This window comes from Fructilactobacillus sp. X7R9C1 (genome assembly GCF_059901005.1).
In genome coordinates this window covers 1-15,907 of the sequence record NZ_JBWXVG010000014.1, presented here as the reverse complement: position 1 = coordinate 15,907, position 15,907 = coordinate 1, and the positions used below count along the sequence as shown (strand labels likewise).

At 39.4% G+C, this 15,907-nt stretch carries 15 protein-coding genes and 1 other annotated feature; of the genes, 7 read left to right on the top strand and 8 right to left on the bottom strand.

Annotated elements, in window-relative coordinates; translation table 11 throughout:
- On the bottom strand, positions 1 to 329 hold a 329-nt coding region (locus tag AC6UD0_RS06755; RefSeq protein WP_500708565.1), incomplete at its 3' end, for a sugar transferase.
- 93 nt (positions 330 to 422) lie between these two features.
- A complete protein-coding gene (locus tag AC6UD0_RS06750; protein ID WP_500693330.1) occupies positions 423 to 1,400 on the bottom strand; it encodes an LCP family protein in 978 nt (325 codons plus the stop codon).
- 194 nt (positions 1,401 to 1,594) lie between these two features.
- Between AC6UD0_RS06750 and greA the strand changes: the two genes are divergently transcribed.
- From greA to AC6UD0_RS06715, 7 genes are all read left to right on the top strand, one after another.
- Entirely contained in the window at positions 1,595 to 2,062 is a 468-nt protein-coding gene (greA, locus tag AC6UD0_RS06745) for a transcription elongation factor GreA (RefSeq protein ID WP_500708563.1), read from the top strand.
- Positions 2,063 to 2,224: 162 nt separating this feature from the next.
- A complete protein-coding gene (locus AC6UD0_RS06740) occupies positions 2,225 to 4,366 on the top strand; it encodes an ATP-dependent Clp protease ATP-binding subunit (protein ID WP_500693328.1) in 2,142 nt (713 codons plus the stop codon).
- A 157-nt stretch (positions 4,367 to 4,523) separates the two neighbouring features.
- Positions 4,524 to 6,440 carry an acyltransferase family protein gene (locus AC6UD0_RS06735; protein WP_500708561.1) on the top strand — a complete coding sequence of 639 codons (1,917 nt, stop codon included), beginning with the start codon at positions 4,524 to 4,526 and terminating at the stop codon, positions 6,438 to 6,440.
- A 131-nt stretch (positions 6,441 to 6,571) separates the two neighbouring features.
- On the top strand, positions 6,572 to 7,231 hold the full coding sequence (locus AC6UD0_RS06730; protein ID WP_500696383.1) for a TVP38/TMEM64 family protein: 660 nt from the start codon (positions 6,572 to 6,574) through the stop codon (positions 7,229 to 7,231).
- 80 nt (positions 7,232 to 7,311) lie between these two features.
- Entirely contained in the window at positions 7,312 to 8,400 is a 1,089-nt protein-coding gene (locus AC6UD0_RS06725; protein WP_500708558.1) for a baeRF3 domain-containing protein, read from the top strand.
- Between the two features lie 87 nt (positions 8,401 to 8,487).
- Positions 8,488 to 9,156, top strand: a complete 669-nt coding sequence (locus AC6UD0_RS06720) for a type II toxin-antitoxin system death-on-curing family toxin (RefSeq protein ID WP_500708557.1) — start codon at positions 8,488 to 8,490, stop codon at positions 9,154 to 9,156.
- A 71-nt stretch (positions 9,157 to 9,227) separates the two neighbouring features.
- Positions 9,228 to 9,374 (top strand): hypothetical protein, encoded by a 147-nt coding sequence (locus tag AC6UD0_RS06715; RefSeq protein ID WP_500696381.1) that lies wholly within the window; start codon positions 9,228 to 9,230, stop codon positions 9,372 to 9,374.
- Between the two features lie 117 nt (positions 9,375 to 9,491).
- On the opposite strand, the gene AC6UD0_RS06710 is transcribed toward AC6UD0_RS06715, so the two are convergent.
- The 6 genes from AC6UD0_RS06710 to AC6UD0_RS06685 all read right to left on the bottom strand — a co-directional run bounded on the left by AC6UD0_RS06710 (position 9,492) and on the right by AC6UD0_RS06685 (position 15,576).
- Positions 9,492 to 9,944 carry a hypothetical protein gene (locus AC6UD0_RS06710; protein ID WP_500708554.1) on the bottom strand — a complete coding sequence of 151 codons (453 nt, stop codon included), beginning with the start codon at positions 9,942 to 9,944 and terminating at the stop codon, positions 9,492 to 9,494.
- Between the two features lie 105 nt (positions 9,945 to 10,049).
- Positions 10,050 to 11,198, bottom strand: coding sequence for an ArgE/DapE family deacylase (locus AC6UD0_RS06705; protein ID WP_500708552.1), 1,149 nt, complete (start codon positions 11,196 to 11,198; stop codon positions 10,050 to 10,052).
- A 31-nt stretch (positions 11,199 to 11,229) separates the two neighbouring features.
- A complete protein-coding gene (locus AC6UD0_RS06700; protein WP_500695429.1) occupies positions 11,230 to 11,934 on the bottom strand; it encodes a methionine ABC transporter permease in 705 nt (234 codons plus the stop codon).
- Positions 11,934 to 12,989: a methionine ABC transporter ATP-binding protein gene (locus AC6UD0_RS06695; protein WP_500695430.1), complete on the bottom strand. Its 1,056-nt coding sequence runs from the start codon at positions 12,987 to 12,989 to the stop codon at positions 11,934 to 11,936. The genes AC6UD0_RS06700 and AC6UD0_RS06695 overlap by 1 nt, the downstream gene beginning before the upstream one ends.
- A gap of 9 nt (positions 12,990 to 12,998) precedes the next feature.
- Positions 12,999 to 13,838, bottom strand: coding sequence for a MetQ/NlpA family ABC transporter substrate-binding protein (locus AC6UD0_RS06690; protein WP_500708551.1), 840 nt, complete (start codon positions 13,836 to 13,838; stop codon positions 12,999 to 13,001).
- Positions 13,839 to 13,912: 74 nt separating this feature from the next.
- Positions 13,913 to 14,169: a binding site (T-box leader), on the bottom strand.
- Between the two features lie 57 nt (positions 14,170 to 14,226).
- Positions 14,227 to 15,576, bottom strand: coding sequence for a C1 family peptidase (locus tag AC6UD0_RS06685; protein ID WP_500708549.1), 1,350 nt, complete (start codon positions 15,574 to 15,576; stop codon positions 14,227 to 14,229).
- Positions 15,577 to 15,907 lie beyond the last annotated feature (331 nt).

Genomic DNA, 15,907 nt, shown 5'->3' with positions numbered 1-15,907 from the left:
TCCTTCATCTTAAACATGGCCCCATCAACTTCATTAAATTTTTTAAGTTCAGCTAATTTTTTGTCAGCGTTAGGGATCATCGACCGAAACTTATACATGTTGAAGACGTCCCCATTACAACCAACTCGTTTTTGCGTGTAAAAAACTTTGCCGTGCGAACCATCACACTTGATTAAAATGCTAAGCACTAAGAATAAGGGACTTAGTAAGATAAGCCCAATTAGACTGGCAGTGATGTCAAATATTCTTTTACACGTAAAGTAGACTGGGCGATTCTGGACTTTTTTGGGATCAAGCCAGATCGTCTTTCTCTTTAGGTTCTCTTCCATTCATCATGACTCCCTCATACTTAGTTCTAATTACCCTTTACGCTAAAATGTTCTCCTCATAAACTTAGGAGAACATCTCGTTGCTATTTAAATCTAGTGATAAGCTGCGGTTCCAGTCTTAGCGGCAGGCAAACCTAGATTCTTCCGAATGAAGTTGGTAGTCTGTTGCAATTGACTTTCCGTTGGCACCTGCATTGCTGAGTTCTCAATCATCTGGTTTTCACCCTGAAGATGATTATCAACAAAGTCACCGTGTTCACGGTAACTAGTAGCAAGTTTCGTCAAATCACTTGAGTCCAAATCAGTCTGACTGGACTTGGCAATTGAACTAATGAAGTCATTATTCATGAGATGTGATACCGAACCACCTTTAGCTGCAATGGCTTGGAGAACCTGACGTTGCCGCATTGTTCTTCCGTAATCACCAGCTGGGTCAGAATATCTCATTCTTGAATAAGAAAGTGCTTCTTTTCCGTCCATCTTAGTTGGTTGACCCTTCTTGAAGTTATAGCCTTCATAACTAAAGGACAACGTTGGTGTGATAGTCACTCCACCTACTTGGTCAACGATTTCCTTTAAGCCACCCATGTTAATTAAGACATAGAAATCAATTGGAACGTTTAACAGTTTTTCAACGGTCTTAATGGCAGTCCCAGCACTTCCGTAAGTATATGCAGCATTAATCTTAGATGGTGAATACTGTGGGTATCCGGGAATATTAACGGCAGTATCACGTGGGATACTTGTGAGCGTCATTTTCTTGGTCTCTGGATTAAGGGTGGCAACCATTAAAGTATCGGTTCGACCTTTATAATCACGATCAAGAGCACCCGTATCAGTCCCAAGTAATAGGATTGAAATTGGTTTTTTATGATTTAACAGCGCGTCAGTATCTCGTTGTTTCTTGATTCCTGCACTCTTATAAGCTTTGTTAATTTCATTTGATGCAGATTTATACTTGTAAGCACCATATCCTAAAAACGCTAAAACAATCGCTACAATCACGATCACAACTAGAATAATGATGTTACGAGTCTTATGAGATTTCTTCTCCATGTGACGGCTTCTCATATTATTTCTCCTTAGAATAAAATCGATTTTGAATTAATCATAGTGTAATAATATCATAAGCTGCTAACGATGAAAACTTTATACGGCGATAAGTTACCTTTTGTTACCATTATTTAAACTACATTATGTTAAAATTTGGGCGAAAAAAAGAAAAAAGACTGAGGTGAACTAAGTTGGCGACATACTTTAATAAAATGACACGCAAGGGCTACAAGCAGATTCAAGATGAAATCAAAAAGCTGCAAAAAAATCGTCCGGGAAAAATCCAAGCCTTACACGATGCCGCTGCTCTGGGTGACCGTTCTGAAAACGCGGAGTACAGTACGTCTAAAAGAGAACTCCATCGATTAGAAAGTCGCTTGCGTTATTTTAGAAAACAGGAACAATATGCTGAGATTGTTAGAAAACCTGATAATGACCGAATCGGCATTGGTAGCGAGGTTAAAGTGCAATTTTTAGAAGACGGTGATTTAGATTCCTTCCTTATTGTGGGGAAACAAGAAGCTGAATTCTCTAAATTAGATGAAAACAAAATTTTTTACGATTCTCCACTTGGAAAATCATTACTAGGTCATCATCTTAATGAAACGATTTCAGTAAAAGCCCCTGAAGTAAACTATAAATTAAAAATCTTGCAAATCGGCACCAGTCAAGGGAAATAGTTTGACCAACGTTGACCAAACCCGGTAGATATGAGCTAATTACTATGCATTCGATTCAAAACTGGTATAATTAAAATTGGAACTTGAGATATGTTCCTATTGTTTATCTTATGTAGTTATAAACTCACCAAGTGGTGAAAATAGGAAAGAGGGAAATTGCACATGGCAGACAATTTTGGAAATGATCCATTCGGAAACGGAATGGACGATTTATTTAATAGTCTAATGAATGGAGGAATGGGTCAAAACCCTAATGCTCGTTACGTTGTTAACGGTCACGAACTTACTCCTGAAGAAGTTGAAGCAATGAGAAAATCAGGTCAAATTCCTGGCCGTCGTGGTAGAAACGGCGGAGGCAACAACGCCAAGCAACAAAAGAAAGCTGAAAGTTACTTGGATAAAGTTGGTCGAAACCTAACTGATGAAGCTAAACAAGGTTTACTTGACCCAGTTATTGGACGTGACAAAGAAATCCAAGAAACCGCTGAAATTTTGAGTCGTCGTATCAAAAACAACCCAATTTTAGTTGGTGACGCTGGTGTTGGTAAGACTGCCATCGTTGAAGGTTTAGCTCAAAAGATCGTTAAGGGTGATGTCCCTGGCGCAATCAAAGACAAGCAAATCATTTCAATCGATTTATCTTCTCTTGAAGCTGGTACTCAATACCGTGGTTCATACGAAGAAAATATTCAAAAATTAATCAAAGAAGTTGAAGAACGTAAAAACGTTATCCTATTCTTTGATGAAATTCATCAAATCGTCGGTGCCGGTGCTTCTGGTGACGAATCAGGAAGCAAAGGATTAGCTGACATGATCAAGCCCGCTTTAAGCCGTGGTGAAATCTCAGTTATTGGTGCCACTACTCAAGACGAATACAGAAACACCATTATGAAAGACTCTGCACTTGCACGTCGTTTCAATGACGTTACTGTTGACGCTCCAAGTAAAGCTACTACCCTTGAAATCTTGAAGGGCATCAAGAAAGCTTACGAAGACCATCACCAAGTTACCTTACCTGACGATGTTTTAAAAGCTGCCGTTGACTACTCAGTTCAATACATCCCTCAACGTTCATTACCTGATAAGGCCATTGACTTGATCGATATGACCGCTGCTCACTTGGCCGCAAAGCACCCTGTTACTGACAAGGTTACCCTTGAAAGTGAATTAAAGGACGCTAAGAAGGAAAAGGAAGACGCAGCTAAAGCTGAAAAGTATGAAGATGCAGCTAAAGCAAAGACTAAGATCGAAGATATCGAAAAGAAACTTAAGAGTGACGACACTAACACTGACCGTCCTGTTGCAAAGGTATCAGACATTGCTGACTCAGTTGAAAGATTAACTGGTATTCCAGTTTCACAAATGAGTGCTAACGACCTTGAAAGATTGAAAGGCATGGATACTCGTCTTAAAGGCCGTGTCATTGGACAAGACCAAGCTGTTGACTTAGTTGTTAACGCTATCCGTAGAAACCGTGCCGGATTTGACGAGGGTAACCGTCCAATCGGTTCATTCTTATTCGTTGGACCTACTGGTGTTGGTAAGACTGAATTAGTTAAGCAATTGGCTAAAGACATGTTCAACGATGAAAACTCAATCATCAGACTTGATATGTCAGAATACCAAGATGTAACTGCTGTATCCAAGATGATTGGTACTTCAGCTGGTTACGTTGGTTACGGTGACAATGGTAATACCCTTACTGAACAAGTAAGAAGAAACCCATACTCAATCGTATTGCTTGATGAAATTGAAAAGGCTAACCCACAAGTAATTACCCTATTACTTCAAGTTATGGATGATGGTCGTTTGACTGATGGTCAAGGTAACGTGGTCGACTTTAAGAACACCGTTATCATTGCTACTTCAAACGCCGGATTCGGAAACGATTCAATGAGCAAGAACAACAAGAAGGACATGTCAATTATGGACCGTTTGGCTCCATACTTCAGACCTGAATTCTTGAACCGATTCAATGCCATTGTTGAGTTCTCACACTTGACTAAGGAAGACTTGAGCAAGATTGTTGACCTGATGATCGGTAACTTAAACGACACCTTAGCTCAAAAAGACATGGAACTTTACGTAACTCCAGATGCTAAGAAATGGTTGATGGACCAAGGTTACGATGAAGCCATGGGTGCTCGTCCATTACGTCGAGTAATCGAACAACAATTAAGAGATAAGATTGCGATGTACTACTTGGATCACCAAGATGTAAAACATCTTAAGGCTGATCTTAGAAAAGACACCATCGAAATCACTAAGAATACTGACAAGACTAAACTTGCTAGTGGTGACTAATTAAGTTAGTTATATTTTTAAAAACATCTACCAATTCTGGTAGATGTTTTTTTGTACCCAAAATCTTTTTCTTAAGATTTGCTGAAACCCGTATACAGTGCGGTCTTTGCGTGCTAGACTTGCTGTTATACAAACTAATAATTAGGGATCCAATAATATGAATAATAAAACTACAAAACGTCGGTTTATTACCGGCTTCACCGGCTTACGGGCACTTGCCGTTATCTGTGTCATCTTATACCACCTGTCACCTAGCGTATTTACCGGAGGATACCTAGGGGTTCCGGTGTTTTTGACGTTGTCAGGGTATTTGGTTACCGATCATCTGATTACCGAGTACCATGAAACGAACCATTTCCGCTACGGCTACTTTTGGTCAAAACGATTAAAGCGGCTGTATCCCACCCTCATTACGATGTTATTTGCGACCGCTGCATACATAACATTGTTTCAACGTAATCTACTCGCGAATCTATGGCAGAGCGTCGTATCTAACTTAGCTTACGTATATAACTGGTGGGAAATCATGAATGGTCAATCATACTTCCAGAACTTTGCTGGAAGTGCTTCCCCATTTACCCACCTTTGGACCCTTGCAATTGAAGGTCAATTTTACCTAATTTGGCCACTAATTGCCTACTTCTTACTTAAAAAATTCCACGGAAACAAACACCCCATCTTCTACACTGCCATTTTATTATCAGTTCTTTCAGTCCTTTTAATGGCCGTTCTGTACCATCCCGGTAGTGATCCTAGTCGAGTTTACTACGGGACTGACACCCGAATGTTCTCAATTCTTTTTGGAGCCGCCCTGGCCGTTTTCTGGCCGAGTACCCAGAAACGCGATCATGACAATCAAAAGTCATTTCTACTGGACGTCTTTGGTTTAATCGGAATGGTAGGAATGGGTTGGATCATCGTTACCACTGGTTCACAATCACCGTTTTTGTATCGTGGTGGCATGGCACTGTTCTCGATCTTTACCATAATGGCCATGATGGCGGTTGTTCATCCTAATAGTCACTGGAATCGCATCCTAACCAATAAGTTATTTGACTGGATTGGTTCTAGAAGTTATGAAATCTATGTTTATCAGTTCCCTGTTTTTGTTTTCTTTGCCGACAAATTTAAAGATGTAGCTGATCATCAATGGTTGTACGCTCTTATCGAAATTGCGATTATCATCGTTATCTCAGAATTATCGTACCGCTTCATTGAGGTTCCGCTCGCTAAATACGATTACCATCGGGTCCCTGAGTTTTTCAAGACCCTCTTTCACGTTTACAAGATGAGTCTTGACCAGATTAAAGATTGGCTGACATCGTGCTTTAAACATCATATGGTCCTAAAGGTCCTAGCAATTATTGTATTAACCATTGGCACGGTTGGTATCTTCCAATCAACCACGGTTAATCCGAAGGCCGCCAATCACACGCAACTGGCCAACCGAATTCAAAAGAACTCTAAGGCGCAAGATAAGCACAACGAAAAACTAGCCAAAGAAATCAAATCCGGTAAAAAATCAAAGAACACGAAAGTCAATAAGAAGCTGGAAAAAGACGGCCTAACCAAGCAACAACTCCAAGAAGCTCAGAACCTCTCTGGAAGTGCCATTGGTGACTCAGTCATGCTGTCTGGACGCGATAATTTGCAAAAGATCTTTCCAAAACTGTACATTGACGCTGCCACCTCGCGTCACCCTCAAGATGGAGTTGCCATCATGAAGAGTATGCAACAACAAGGTTTGTTGGGTAAAAACGTCATTATCGGCCTTGGAACTAACGGTGCCATTAGTGACGAGACGCTGAAGCAATACATGGAAATTGCGGGAAAGAACCGGCACGTCTTCTGGATTAACACCTACGTTCCGACCCAGCCATGGCAGAACCAGGTTAATTCGTTTCTAAAGAAGGCTCAAAAGAAGTATAAGAACCTGTATGTGATCGACTGGTATGATTATGCTAAGTCACATCCACAGTACCTCTATCAAGACCAGACGCACCCTAACGTGCAAGGAACGCCAAAGTATGCTTCCTTCATCGCTCAAAACGTTTTGAAGCACGCCGAAAAATAATTAATAAGCCAACCCAAATGGTTGGCTTATTTTTTTCGAAAGAATAGACGTGGCTAAGATTTTCTTATAAGATATAGCTATAACATTTGGAGGAGTCTTTTATCATCGTAGAATTCATTAAAGAACATCGCATGGACATTTTAAAATACCTTGGCATTGTCATCGCCGTCCTCTTCTTTTACATCCTATTCATGGATTATTGGCCAGAGATTAAAATGATGTTCAATCCTGCTACCCGCGGCACGGCGATTCAAGAAATCCGTGACCACGGTCTAATTGATGCTGTCTTATTGATCTTCTTGTTGTACATCTTGACCATGATTCCAGGGGCACCAGTTGCAGTTGTCGGCGTTATCACTGGGATTTGTTTTGGAAAATGGCTTGGCATTATCATCAACGTGATTGGACTTTCAGCCGGAAACTTTGGGACGACTAAGATTGTTTCATCATTTAAAGGGATTGCTAGAAAATACGAGAACAATAAGTACGCCAAACACTTTAAACACTTAAAACATCCCCTCCTCGGTCTTATTATCGGATATTCGATTCCCTTTATCCCGACGTTTCTAGTCAGTTTTCAGGCCAATCAGGATAAGAAACGGTTTCCAGACAAGAAAGTGAAAATTGCGACGATTCTGGGAAGCATTCCCATCTCAATCATTTACTCGCTTGGTGGTGACACGATTTTGCAGGGGAGTTTCAAGAAACTGATGGTGTTGATCGGTATCATCGTCGTTTTTGCCCTCATTGTGTTCTTTTTAATTAAACGACTGGTAACCGATAAACTCTAATCGAGGTACCCGTTTCCAATTGTTTTTAAAAATGGTAATATAGTAGAGTATAGTAACAATTTATTAATGGAGGTTTTACCATGGCTAAGCATGACAAAAAAGATCAAATTAAAAACTTGCTTGACTTGGAATCCGATAACGGCCCAGTTTTAACAATCACTGTACCCTTGGATCCTAAGGAAGACAATACTCGTAGAGACAACACCCAAATCAATAGTTTGGTTGACACTGCTAAAAAAGCATTTCAAAAGCAATATAAACCAGAACTTTGGAACGCCTATGATTTTCAAATTAAGAACTACTTAAAGACTTTACAACCTAAGGCAACCATTGCTAAGGGGATCATCATGTACGTAACTAACGATTCCATCGAAGTTGCTCAATTGAACTACGCTCCACAAACAGCATTCTCATTCTCAGACAAATTGCAAATCTTACCAATCGTAAGACAATACCAATTCGTTCCTGACTTTGACATGTTGTTCTTACAACGTGACGACTTCAAAGTATTTCACGTTAACGACTTGAGCGTTGTTGATGATGACACCGATACCCCAGATCCATTTGACTCAGACAAGACTGAGACTGAGACCCAAGATGATCCTAGAAAGAACGGAGCTAAGTGGGACACTCACGAATACTACGAATTGGTTGACAAATATGTTCAAAAACATGTTTCAAACAAGGACCACAATCCATTAGTAGTTGTTGCAAACGCTGAAGACGAAGGTCGTTTCAACCGTGCTACTCACAACCCATACGTAGTTGAAGATAAGCACGTTGAAATGGATGCTGCCGTTAAAAACGCTGGCGAAAACGTCCAAGAAGTTGCTCAAACCATTCACGATAACTTTGTTTCAGATGGTGAGAAGTCAATGAAAGACATCTATGACAAAGCCGACGGTGCTAAAAAGACCACTGACGACTACGATGAAATCTTGAAGGCTGCCATTGACGACCGCATTGCTAACTTAATCATCCAACAAGATGCTTACGTTCAAAGTAAGGACAACGGTGAAGACGTTGAAGTTAACGCCGAAGGTTCACGTCCAGCTAATGAATTAAACTCATTAGCATTGACGGTTCTTGGCCTTGATGGTGACGTTACCGTATTGCCTGCTGACGACATGCCAACTGACAAGAAAGTTGCAGCTATCTTAAGATGGTAATTTTAAAAAAGAGCTTGGTAACCAAGCTCTTTTTTTATGCGCAAATTTAATATATTTTTAGCGTATGTATATTAAGGGAATTTAAATATGTCAATAGATGAACAGCTAAATAGGGAATTACCTCAAGCCTTAATAATCACAAACTATCAAAACAGTAAAACAGAACAGATTAATGAGTATAAAAAATTACTCAAAAAAACACTTAATATAAAAGAAATAACAAAAATTAATCTCCATTTTTACAAATCAATAACCAATGAAAAAAACGCACTTAAATTATCAGTTTTTAACGTCCATAATCATTTAACTGACAGATTAGTCTTAACTTTGCCACAATTTAATTTATGTGTACCTGAAATGAAAAATATCAATAAACAAGCCGAAATCCTAATTAAAGAAAAAACTATCTACGGTTTAAAGGATCAGGCAGGTTTAGAACGAATTTTGGGCCAAATTAACCAATATTTATTTAACAAAGACCTTCATCCTACCATTATTGATAAGGCAACTTATATTTGGTATTCCATAGCAAGCTACCAATTTTTTACGAATGGTAACAAAAGAACAGCCATGTTAGCTGCTCTCACCTTTCTTAGTAATAATTATTATACATTTGATATATATGATGACATGGCTCTCTATACGATTTCCGTTGCAATTGCTCAAAAAAGCATGTCACAAGCTGAATTAAAAGAATATGTTATCTCTCATTGTTATTTAGACTTAGATTTAATGCAATCTACACTTGGCGTTTGACAAAACTAAATTTATAAAATAGCATGATGTATTGAAAGCATAGCTAGTGGTTTAAGAAAGGAGAAATTAACATGAATATAACCGATAAAGAGCTGAACCAATTATTCAATAAATTAATGGATCCCAAAAACCGTAAAAGAATTAATGAAGAAGCTAATAAGAAAGTAACAGATAACCCTAAGGTAATAAAAGCACTCAAGATGCTTTCTAAGATATAATATTCATCACAAAAAACTAAATATGTTTATATTGATATTTTAAAAAGGGAAATCTCAAATAAGATTTCCTTTTTAAAACAAATTAAAAAAAATAGATGGATATTAAGTTAGTACTAACTATGGATGTATAACTTGCACAAATATAATTTCATCATATCGGACATCATTATGAGGGTTATATTTATTTTCATCAGTCGTGTCATAAAATTTTATTACTGTATTACTATTTATGTCTGAATATTCATTTTTTAATAATTCTTGATCTTCTTTTGTAAGATCACTAATTTTCATTTCATATAAATAATCAATTTTATCAAAATGCCCGACATTTTCATCCTTTAATTTACAACCATTGGGAACCTTTTTTACATTACCACCATGTTGATTCAAAATTCTTTTAACATTATCAAAATCACTATCATCTACATCAGAATCTTTTTTCCCAATATGAAAAATATCTATACTTCCTTCAATAGGAAAAGTCAAATCATTCAATTCTGTTGGCAAAAACATAACTTGTGTATTTGTCCTATATTCCCATCCTTTATTGTCTTTAAAAATATTTTCCACTTTATCACTTTCCCTTTTTAAATTTTCTATACAATTAATTATATCTCCTTAAATAATATTAACCACACAAAAAGGCCTTGAACTCCACAGTTCAAGGCCTTTTTTTTACTTTTTTGCAAAGAAATCGTTCGCAATATCCTGATAAGCATTAATCGTATCAAGATAACTCGAAAGTGTCGTATACTCGTTAATCTGGTGTGACGTGTTGTTCTTATCGGGACCTAACAAGATCACGGCCATTTTGTCGTTTTCCTGAACGTAAACACTCGCATCAGTCGCACCGTTATTGACAATCAACTCGGGCTTGCGATTCTGATAATCCTTTTTGGTAACCTCATAAGCATCCTGGACGAACTGATTGTTCTTATCGGTTTCAATTGGATAAAAGTTGTGAACCAACTTAAATTCGAGGTGATATGGGGTCTCGTCGTTCACTTTATCAACGATTGTTTGAATCAATTCAATCACGTTGTCGTTATTAAATGAAGGGGTCGGACGGACATTTCCAAGCAAACTAGCCGAACCAGGAATGATATTAACCTGTTCCCCACCGTTAATGACGGTGATACTGTGTTGGACTTTGCCAAGCACTGGATCAACTGGTAAATCGTTGAAGAAATCCGGCTCAGCCTGAATGTATTTAACCAAACCAGTAATGGCGTTCAACCCCAAATCAGGAGTCGAACTGTGCGCTGGTTTTCCAGTACTAGTAATCTGATAGTTCAGACTTCCAGAATGAGCGTAGGTGACATCACCATCGGAAGGTTCACCAACAATCATAGCGTCCACATCGTCAATATACTTTGGTTCAATCTTATAAGCACCAGGAGCACCGAATTCTTCTCCTGAAGTAGCAATCAAACGAATCTTCCCATCAGGAACTTCGCCCTTATCAGCTAACTCACAGAGCGCAATCACCTCGGCCGCTAGCCCACTCTTCATGTCAGCGGCACCACGACCGTAGATCTTGTCACCCACGATTTCACCCTTAAACGGATCGTGTTTCCAATTTTCCGGATGAGCAACTGCCACCGTGTCTTGGTGTCCCTCTAAAGCCAGTACTTTCCCGGATTCACCAGTTCCAAGTTCAGCAATCAAGTTGGCACGACCGTCGCCAAACGGAAAAATCTTACTGTCAATACCGTGCTTTTTCAGCAGCTTCGACAAGTACTCTGAGATCTCAATTTCATTACCGTTCACGGACTTAATCTGAATTAAATCCTGTAGAATTTTGATTTTCTCTGCTTTTTCCATTCTTAAACACCCTTCTTTAAATTCTTATTTATTAACCGCGATCGGCGTGGTTAGCAAACTTGGCCCAGACGTCACCAACAACTTGAATAATCAGAACCATGATGACAACTAGGATCGTTGCGACCAAGGTCGTGTCGTTTGCGAAACGGTTGTACCCGTATGAGATGGCCATGTTACCAAGACCACCAGCACCAATAGCACCGGCCATTGCGGTTAAACCAACTAAACTAATTAATGTAACCGTTGATACTCGAATCAACTCTGAACGCGCTTCACTAAGGTACACGCCGAAGATTAAGTCCCAGTTCGTGGCCCCTAGTGATTCCGCCGATTCAATGATGCCATGATCGACACTTTCAAGGGCGACTTGGACCTGCCGCGCATAAAACGGAAAGACCCCGACTGATAGAGGTACTAAAGCGGCCGTCGTTCCGATTTGGGTTCCAACGATCTTTTGCGTCACTGGGGCAATGAAGGCCAGCAAGATGATAAATGGAACGGCTCGGAATAGCGAAACAACTTTGTCGATAATCCAGAACAGTGGATGACATGGCATAATCCCGTTATCCGCAAAAATCACTAAACAAACTCCGAAGATGATTCCTGCAATCCCACCAAAGATTGCGGACCAAAACGTCATGTAAATTGTCTGATTAACGGCTGTGATCCAGCCCTCTTCACCATTTAATCCCTGTGAAACCACGTTGGGAAAATGAGTTGCAAACCAAGCTCCCATTATTCTGCCTCCTTCAATTCAGTGACCTTGATGTCTTGACCATTAAGGTACTTAACCGCTGCTTCTTGATCCTCTTGACTTCCAAGTAAATCAACAATCAACGTTCCAACGACCTGCTCACCCAATTTTTCAATATTACTATAGATGATACTTGCGGAAATATGGAACTTCTCATACAGGCTAACGATGATTGGATCACTAATGTCATCTGATAGATACGTCAACTGAACTAGATTTCGCTTGTTAACGTCAATGTTCATCGACTTCAAGATTTCAAGTGCGTTGAAACTGTTTCCAACAATCTTTCTGGTAGTTGGATTCTTCGAATCAACGAAGATATCAAGTAGATTACCAACATCAACCACTTTTCCTTGACTCATGATGGCAACTTCCTGACAAATCCGTTTGATGGCTTCCATTTCATGGGTGATCAGAATAATCGTTAAGCCATATTTCTCGTTCAATTCTTTCAGTAAATCCAAGATTTGATCGGTATTTTTAGGGTCAAGTGCGGAAGTAGCTTCGTCAGAAATCAAAATCTTAGGGTCGTTAGCGAGCGCTCTAGCAATCGCAACTCGTTGCTGTTGACCACCAGAGAGTTGGGATGGATAGGCTTTTAAGTAATCACCCAAACCAACAATGTCGAGCATCTTCTTGGCTTTCGCTTCACGTTCCTTTTCCTTTAGACCACTGTGTTTTAATCCGAACTCAACGTTGCGTTGGACATTTTGTTCTTCTAGCAGATTAAAATGCTGAAAAATCATTCCAATTTGACGCCGTTCATCACGCAACTCTTTCGTATTAATTGAAGAAACTTGGTCGCCTTCTTTTTTATAGAAGGTTTTCCCAAACACATCGACTTCCCCGTCGGTTGGTTTTTGTAGCAGGTTGATGGTTCGAACTAACGTCGATTTACCGGCACCGGAGTAGCCAGCAATTCCGAAGATTTCACCTTTGGGAATTTTCAACGATACGTCTGAAACGGCGTGAATCACATTCTTTTTTTGTTTGAACGTAACTGAGACGTCCTTGAATTGCACAATATTATTACTCATTAGTTCCTCCTAAAATTTACGATTCCAAGCAGGAATTTCGGTGTTTCCATAATACTTCTTGACCAGTTGCTCGGTCTTCTTGGTCTGGAATGATTTTACAACGTCTTTGTAGTTCTTGTTATTCTTCTGGTCCTTGTTAGCAGCAATCAAATTGATCCACTGTTTCGAATCATTGTTGAGTGGTTCGGTAAAGATCGTTTCCTTATCACCTAAGTGAGCGGGAACGGCGTAAGTGTTATTAATAACGGCACCATCGACACTGTTTAGTACTCGTGGGGTTTGTGATGCATCCACTTCTTTGAAATTCAAGTGCTTCGGATTACTCTGAATGGCGTTTAATCCTAAAAAGCCCTTCTGGTTTTTCAAAGTGATAAGTCCCGCGTTCTTAAGGAGGTAAAGCGAACGACTCTCATTGGAAGTATCGTTTGGAACGGCAATCGTCCCACCATCCGGAATATCCTTAACGTTCTTGTACTTCTTTGAATAAAGTCTGATAGGAGCGATGTAGGTGTTACCAACGGAAACAATGTCAGAATGATTTTGCTTATTCCAGTTATCTAAGAAAGCATAATGTTGAAATGAGTTCAAATCAATCTCGTGTTGAGTCAAAGCCTTGTTCGGTTGCGTGTAATCAGTGAAGTGGGTTAACTTAATGTTAACCCCATACTTCTTCTTGGCAGTCTCAGCGACTGACTTCCAAATCTCATCGTCTGATTTAGAGCCGCTCATTAGACCGACGTTAACGGTCTTTTTACTCTCAGCCGAGTGTCTGGCAAAACTAAACCAACCTAACCCAACGATCACAACCACAATGATAATTCCAATAATCCACTTAGTACTTCTCCTCATGATGTCCACTTCCTAATTTTTATTTGATTGCTTAATTCATTAAATTAAATAAAAAAAGCATCCGCCCTTTAATTAAAAAGGACGAATGCTTTCGTGTTACCACCTTAGTTTACAGTTACCCTTTCAAGTAACTGCCTCAAAGACTGCTCTAGTCGACGTCTGAACTAGAAGAGCCTTGCGATGATATCGGTAGCAACCCCGTCGCTGGTTCGAAATTCTTGCCAGTAAATGATTAAAAGTCCATATTCCCCGAATTCATCTCATCCCTTCACACCGACCAGAGACTCTCTTAGAAAATTCAACGGGTACTCAGCTTTTCCATCTCGTTTATTTAATTTGTTGTAAGTATACTAATCCGTCGACCAATATCTGTCAACAAAAATTTTAATTATTTTTTAAAACTAGCTAGTGAACCCATTGGGTCCCAAGGTTCAAGCATCTTAGGTGCCTGTTTTTGTTCCTCAAGTTGCTTGTCAGACATGTACTTCTTGTTGATAACGGTCTGGTAAACAAATTCGTTGAACCAGTCGTCACTCATGACAAAGTAACCTTTTTCACCGACCTTTTCACCCCAGCTGTTTTCAACCTTCCACTTGGTTGGTTGATCATCGACTAGGTCAACGCCGGTAATCACCATGGCGTGAGTCATCATGCTTTCCTTGTAGTCAAGTCTTGAACCCTTACTCATCTTCAGGTCAGTGCTGAACAAAGCATCCTTGTGGTACAAGTGCGTATCCATGATGCCCTTTTTACGGTCAGAATCTTGGACAACGTCACAGCCGAACCAAACCGCTTCGCCATTCTTTAACTGTTTTACGGCTAAGTCTTTCAATTCATCAATCTTCAGGTTTAAATGCTTAACCTGTCTGCCACCAACCACGTTGCCTAACATTTCAATCGTGTAGGTCTGGTCAAAGGGCTTGTCACCAGTTGGTGAGTTAATCAATGAAACGTAGTCTTCCAGGTTGATGTTGACGTACTTATCAAAGAACTCTTTCGGAGTCAGGTCTTTATCAATGTGGTACTTATTGTCAGTATCACGGTATTCAAAATCAAAGCGCTTCGTTGGACGACCCAAAGAGTATGCCAAAATGCGATAAACATCGTTTAGCATCTCACTCTTAGTTGATTCAAGCTTTTCTTCGGTCGCACCATCTTTTACCATCTTACGTAATACTTCAGCATCGCGACGTAACTTCAAGTTTAAAGTCTGATTCAATTCATCAGAGCGATTACTATTGTAAGTTTCAACCATGGTTGAACTTGGAACAACTCCGTACTTTTCAATGATGGCGCACAACATGTCCCATTGGCCCCCGTCTTGTTGTGGGGTTTCCATTAAGAAGTCGATCTTGCGTGAACCTAATGGTTGATCAGCGGTTTTAATCACGTTTTCTAAGAAATAGTTTGATTTTTCAAACTTATCCCAGAAGTTAACGTAGTTTTGTGATAATTCAAATTTTGGTGAAACCTTGTAGTTTTCGGCAATCTTAAAACGCATGGTGTTAAGTGCTGAAAACATCCAGCACCTTCCACTTTGCTTCTGATCGGCAACGTGTTGTTCGGGAACTTCGACCGAGAAAACTCGTTTCATTTTTTCATCAGCCTTGTAATCAGCAGCACTGTTGTTAATTCCATTATGAGAAACGGCCCGTTCTAAGACCAGACTGTCGTCTTTGTCTTCATAACTTTTTTCATACCATTCCAGGTCTTGCGGATTAATTGCTTTCTTATCCAAAATGATCACTCCTTAATATTTTTCTTGTCAGTATTGTATCACTTGTCCTCTCCTTTGAGACACTTTTAACTTGACCAATCCTAATCAAATCTCAATTTCAATCGTTAATCAAAAACTTGCATTACTAAACCCCATCACAAAGGGATTCTCATCCGCTAAAAGTTACATAATCAAAGATGTGTATCATTTTCATTATTTAACTCCCCTTACTCATGTCACAAGTTTTGTAACGTCAAGCAAAAACGTTGATATAACGTCACTTGCTTTAAAGATTTATTAAGATTCTTAAGAAAAATATAAAAAACGTATTTACTTTTGTGAAACACGCGCG

Excerpts from the sequence above, each read along its gene's own strand:
- AC6UD0_RS06750 (WP_500693330.1), bottom strand. The coding sequence starts at position 1,400 with ATGAGAAGCCGTCACATGGAGAAGAAATCTCATAAGACTCGTAACATC.
- greA (WP_500708563.1), top strand. The coding sequence starts at position 1,595 with ATGACACGCAAGGGCTACAAGCAGATTCAAGATGAAATCAAAAAGCTG.
- AC6UD0_RS06740 (WP_500693328.1), top strand. The coding sequence starts at position 2,225 with ATGGCAGACAATTTTGGAAATGATCCATTCGGAAACGGAATGGACGAT.
- AC6UD0_RS06735 (WP_500708561.1), top strand. The coding sequence starts at position 4,524 with ATGAATAATAAAACTACAAAACGTCGGTTTATTACCGGCTTCACCGGC.
- AC6UD0_RS06730 (WP_500696383.1), top strand. The coding sequence starts at position 6,572 with ATGGACATTTTAAAATACCTTGGCATTGTCATCGCCGTCCTCTTCTTT.
- AC6UD0_RS06725 (WP_500708558.1), top strand. The coding sequence starts at position 7,312 with ATGGCTAAGCATGACAAAAAAGATCAAATTAAAAACTTGCTTGACTTG.
- AC6UD0_RS06720 (WP_500708557.1), top strand. The coding sequence starts at position 8,488 with ATGTCAATAGATGAACAGCTAAATAGGGAATTACCTCAAGCCTTAATA.
- AC6UD0_RS06715 (WP_500696381.1), top strand. The coding sequence starts at position 9,228 with ATGAATATAACCGATAAAGAGCTGAACCAATTATTCAATAAATTAATG.
- AC6UD0_RS06705 (WP_500708552.1), bottom strand. The coding sequence starts at position 11,198 with ATGGAAAAAGCAGAGAAAATCAAAATTCTACAGGATTTAATTCAGATT.
- AC6UD0_RS06700 (WP_500695429.1), bottom strand. The coding sequence starts at position 11,934 with ATGGGAGCTTGGTTTGCAACTCATTTTCCCAACGTGGTTTCACAGGGA.
- AC6UD0_RS06695 (WP_500695430.1), bottom strand. The coding sequence starts at position 12,989 with ATGAGTAATAATATTGTGCAATTCAAGGACGTCTCAGTTACGTTCAAA.
- AC6UD0_RS06690 (WP_500708551.1), bottom strand. The coding sequence starts at position 13,838 with ATGAGGAGAAGTACTAAGTGGATTATTGGAATTATCATTGTGGTTGTG.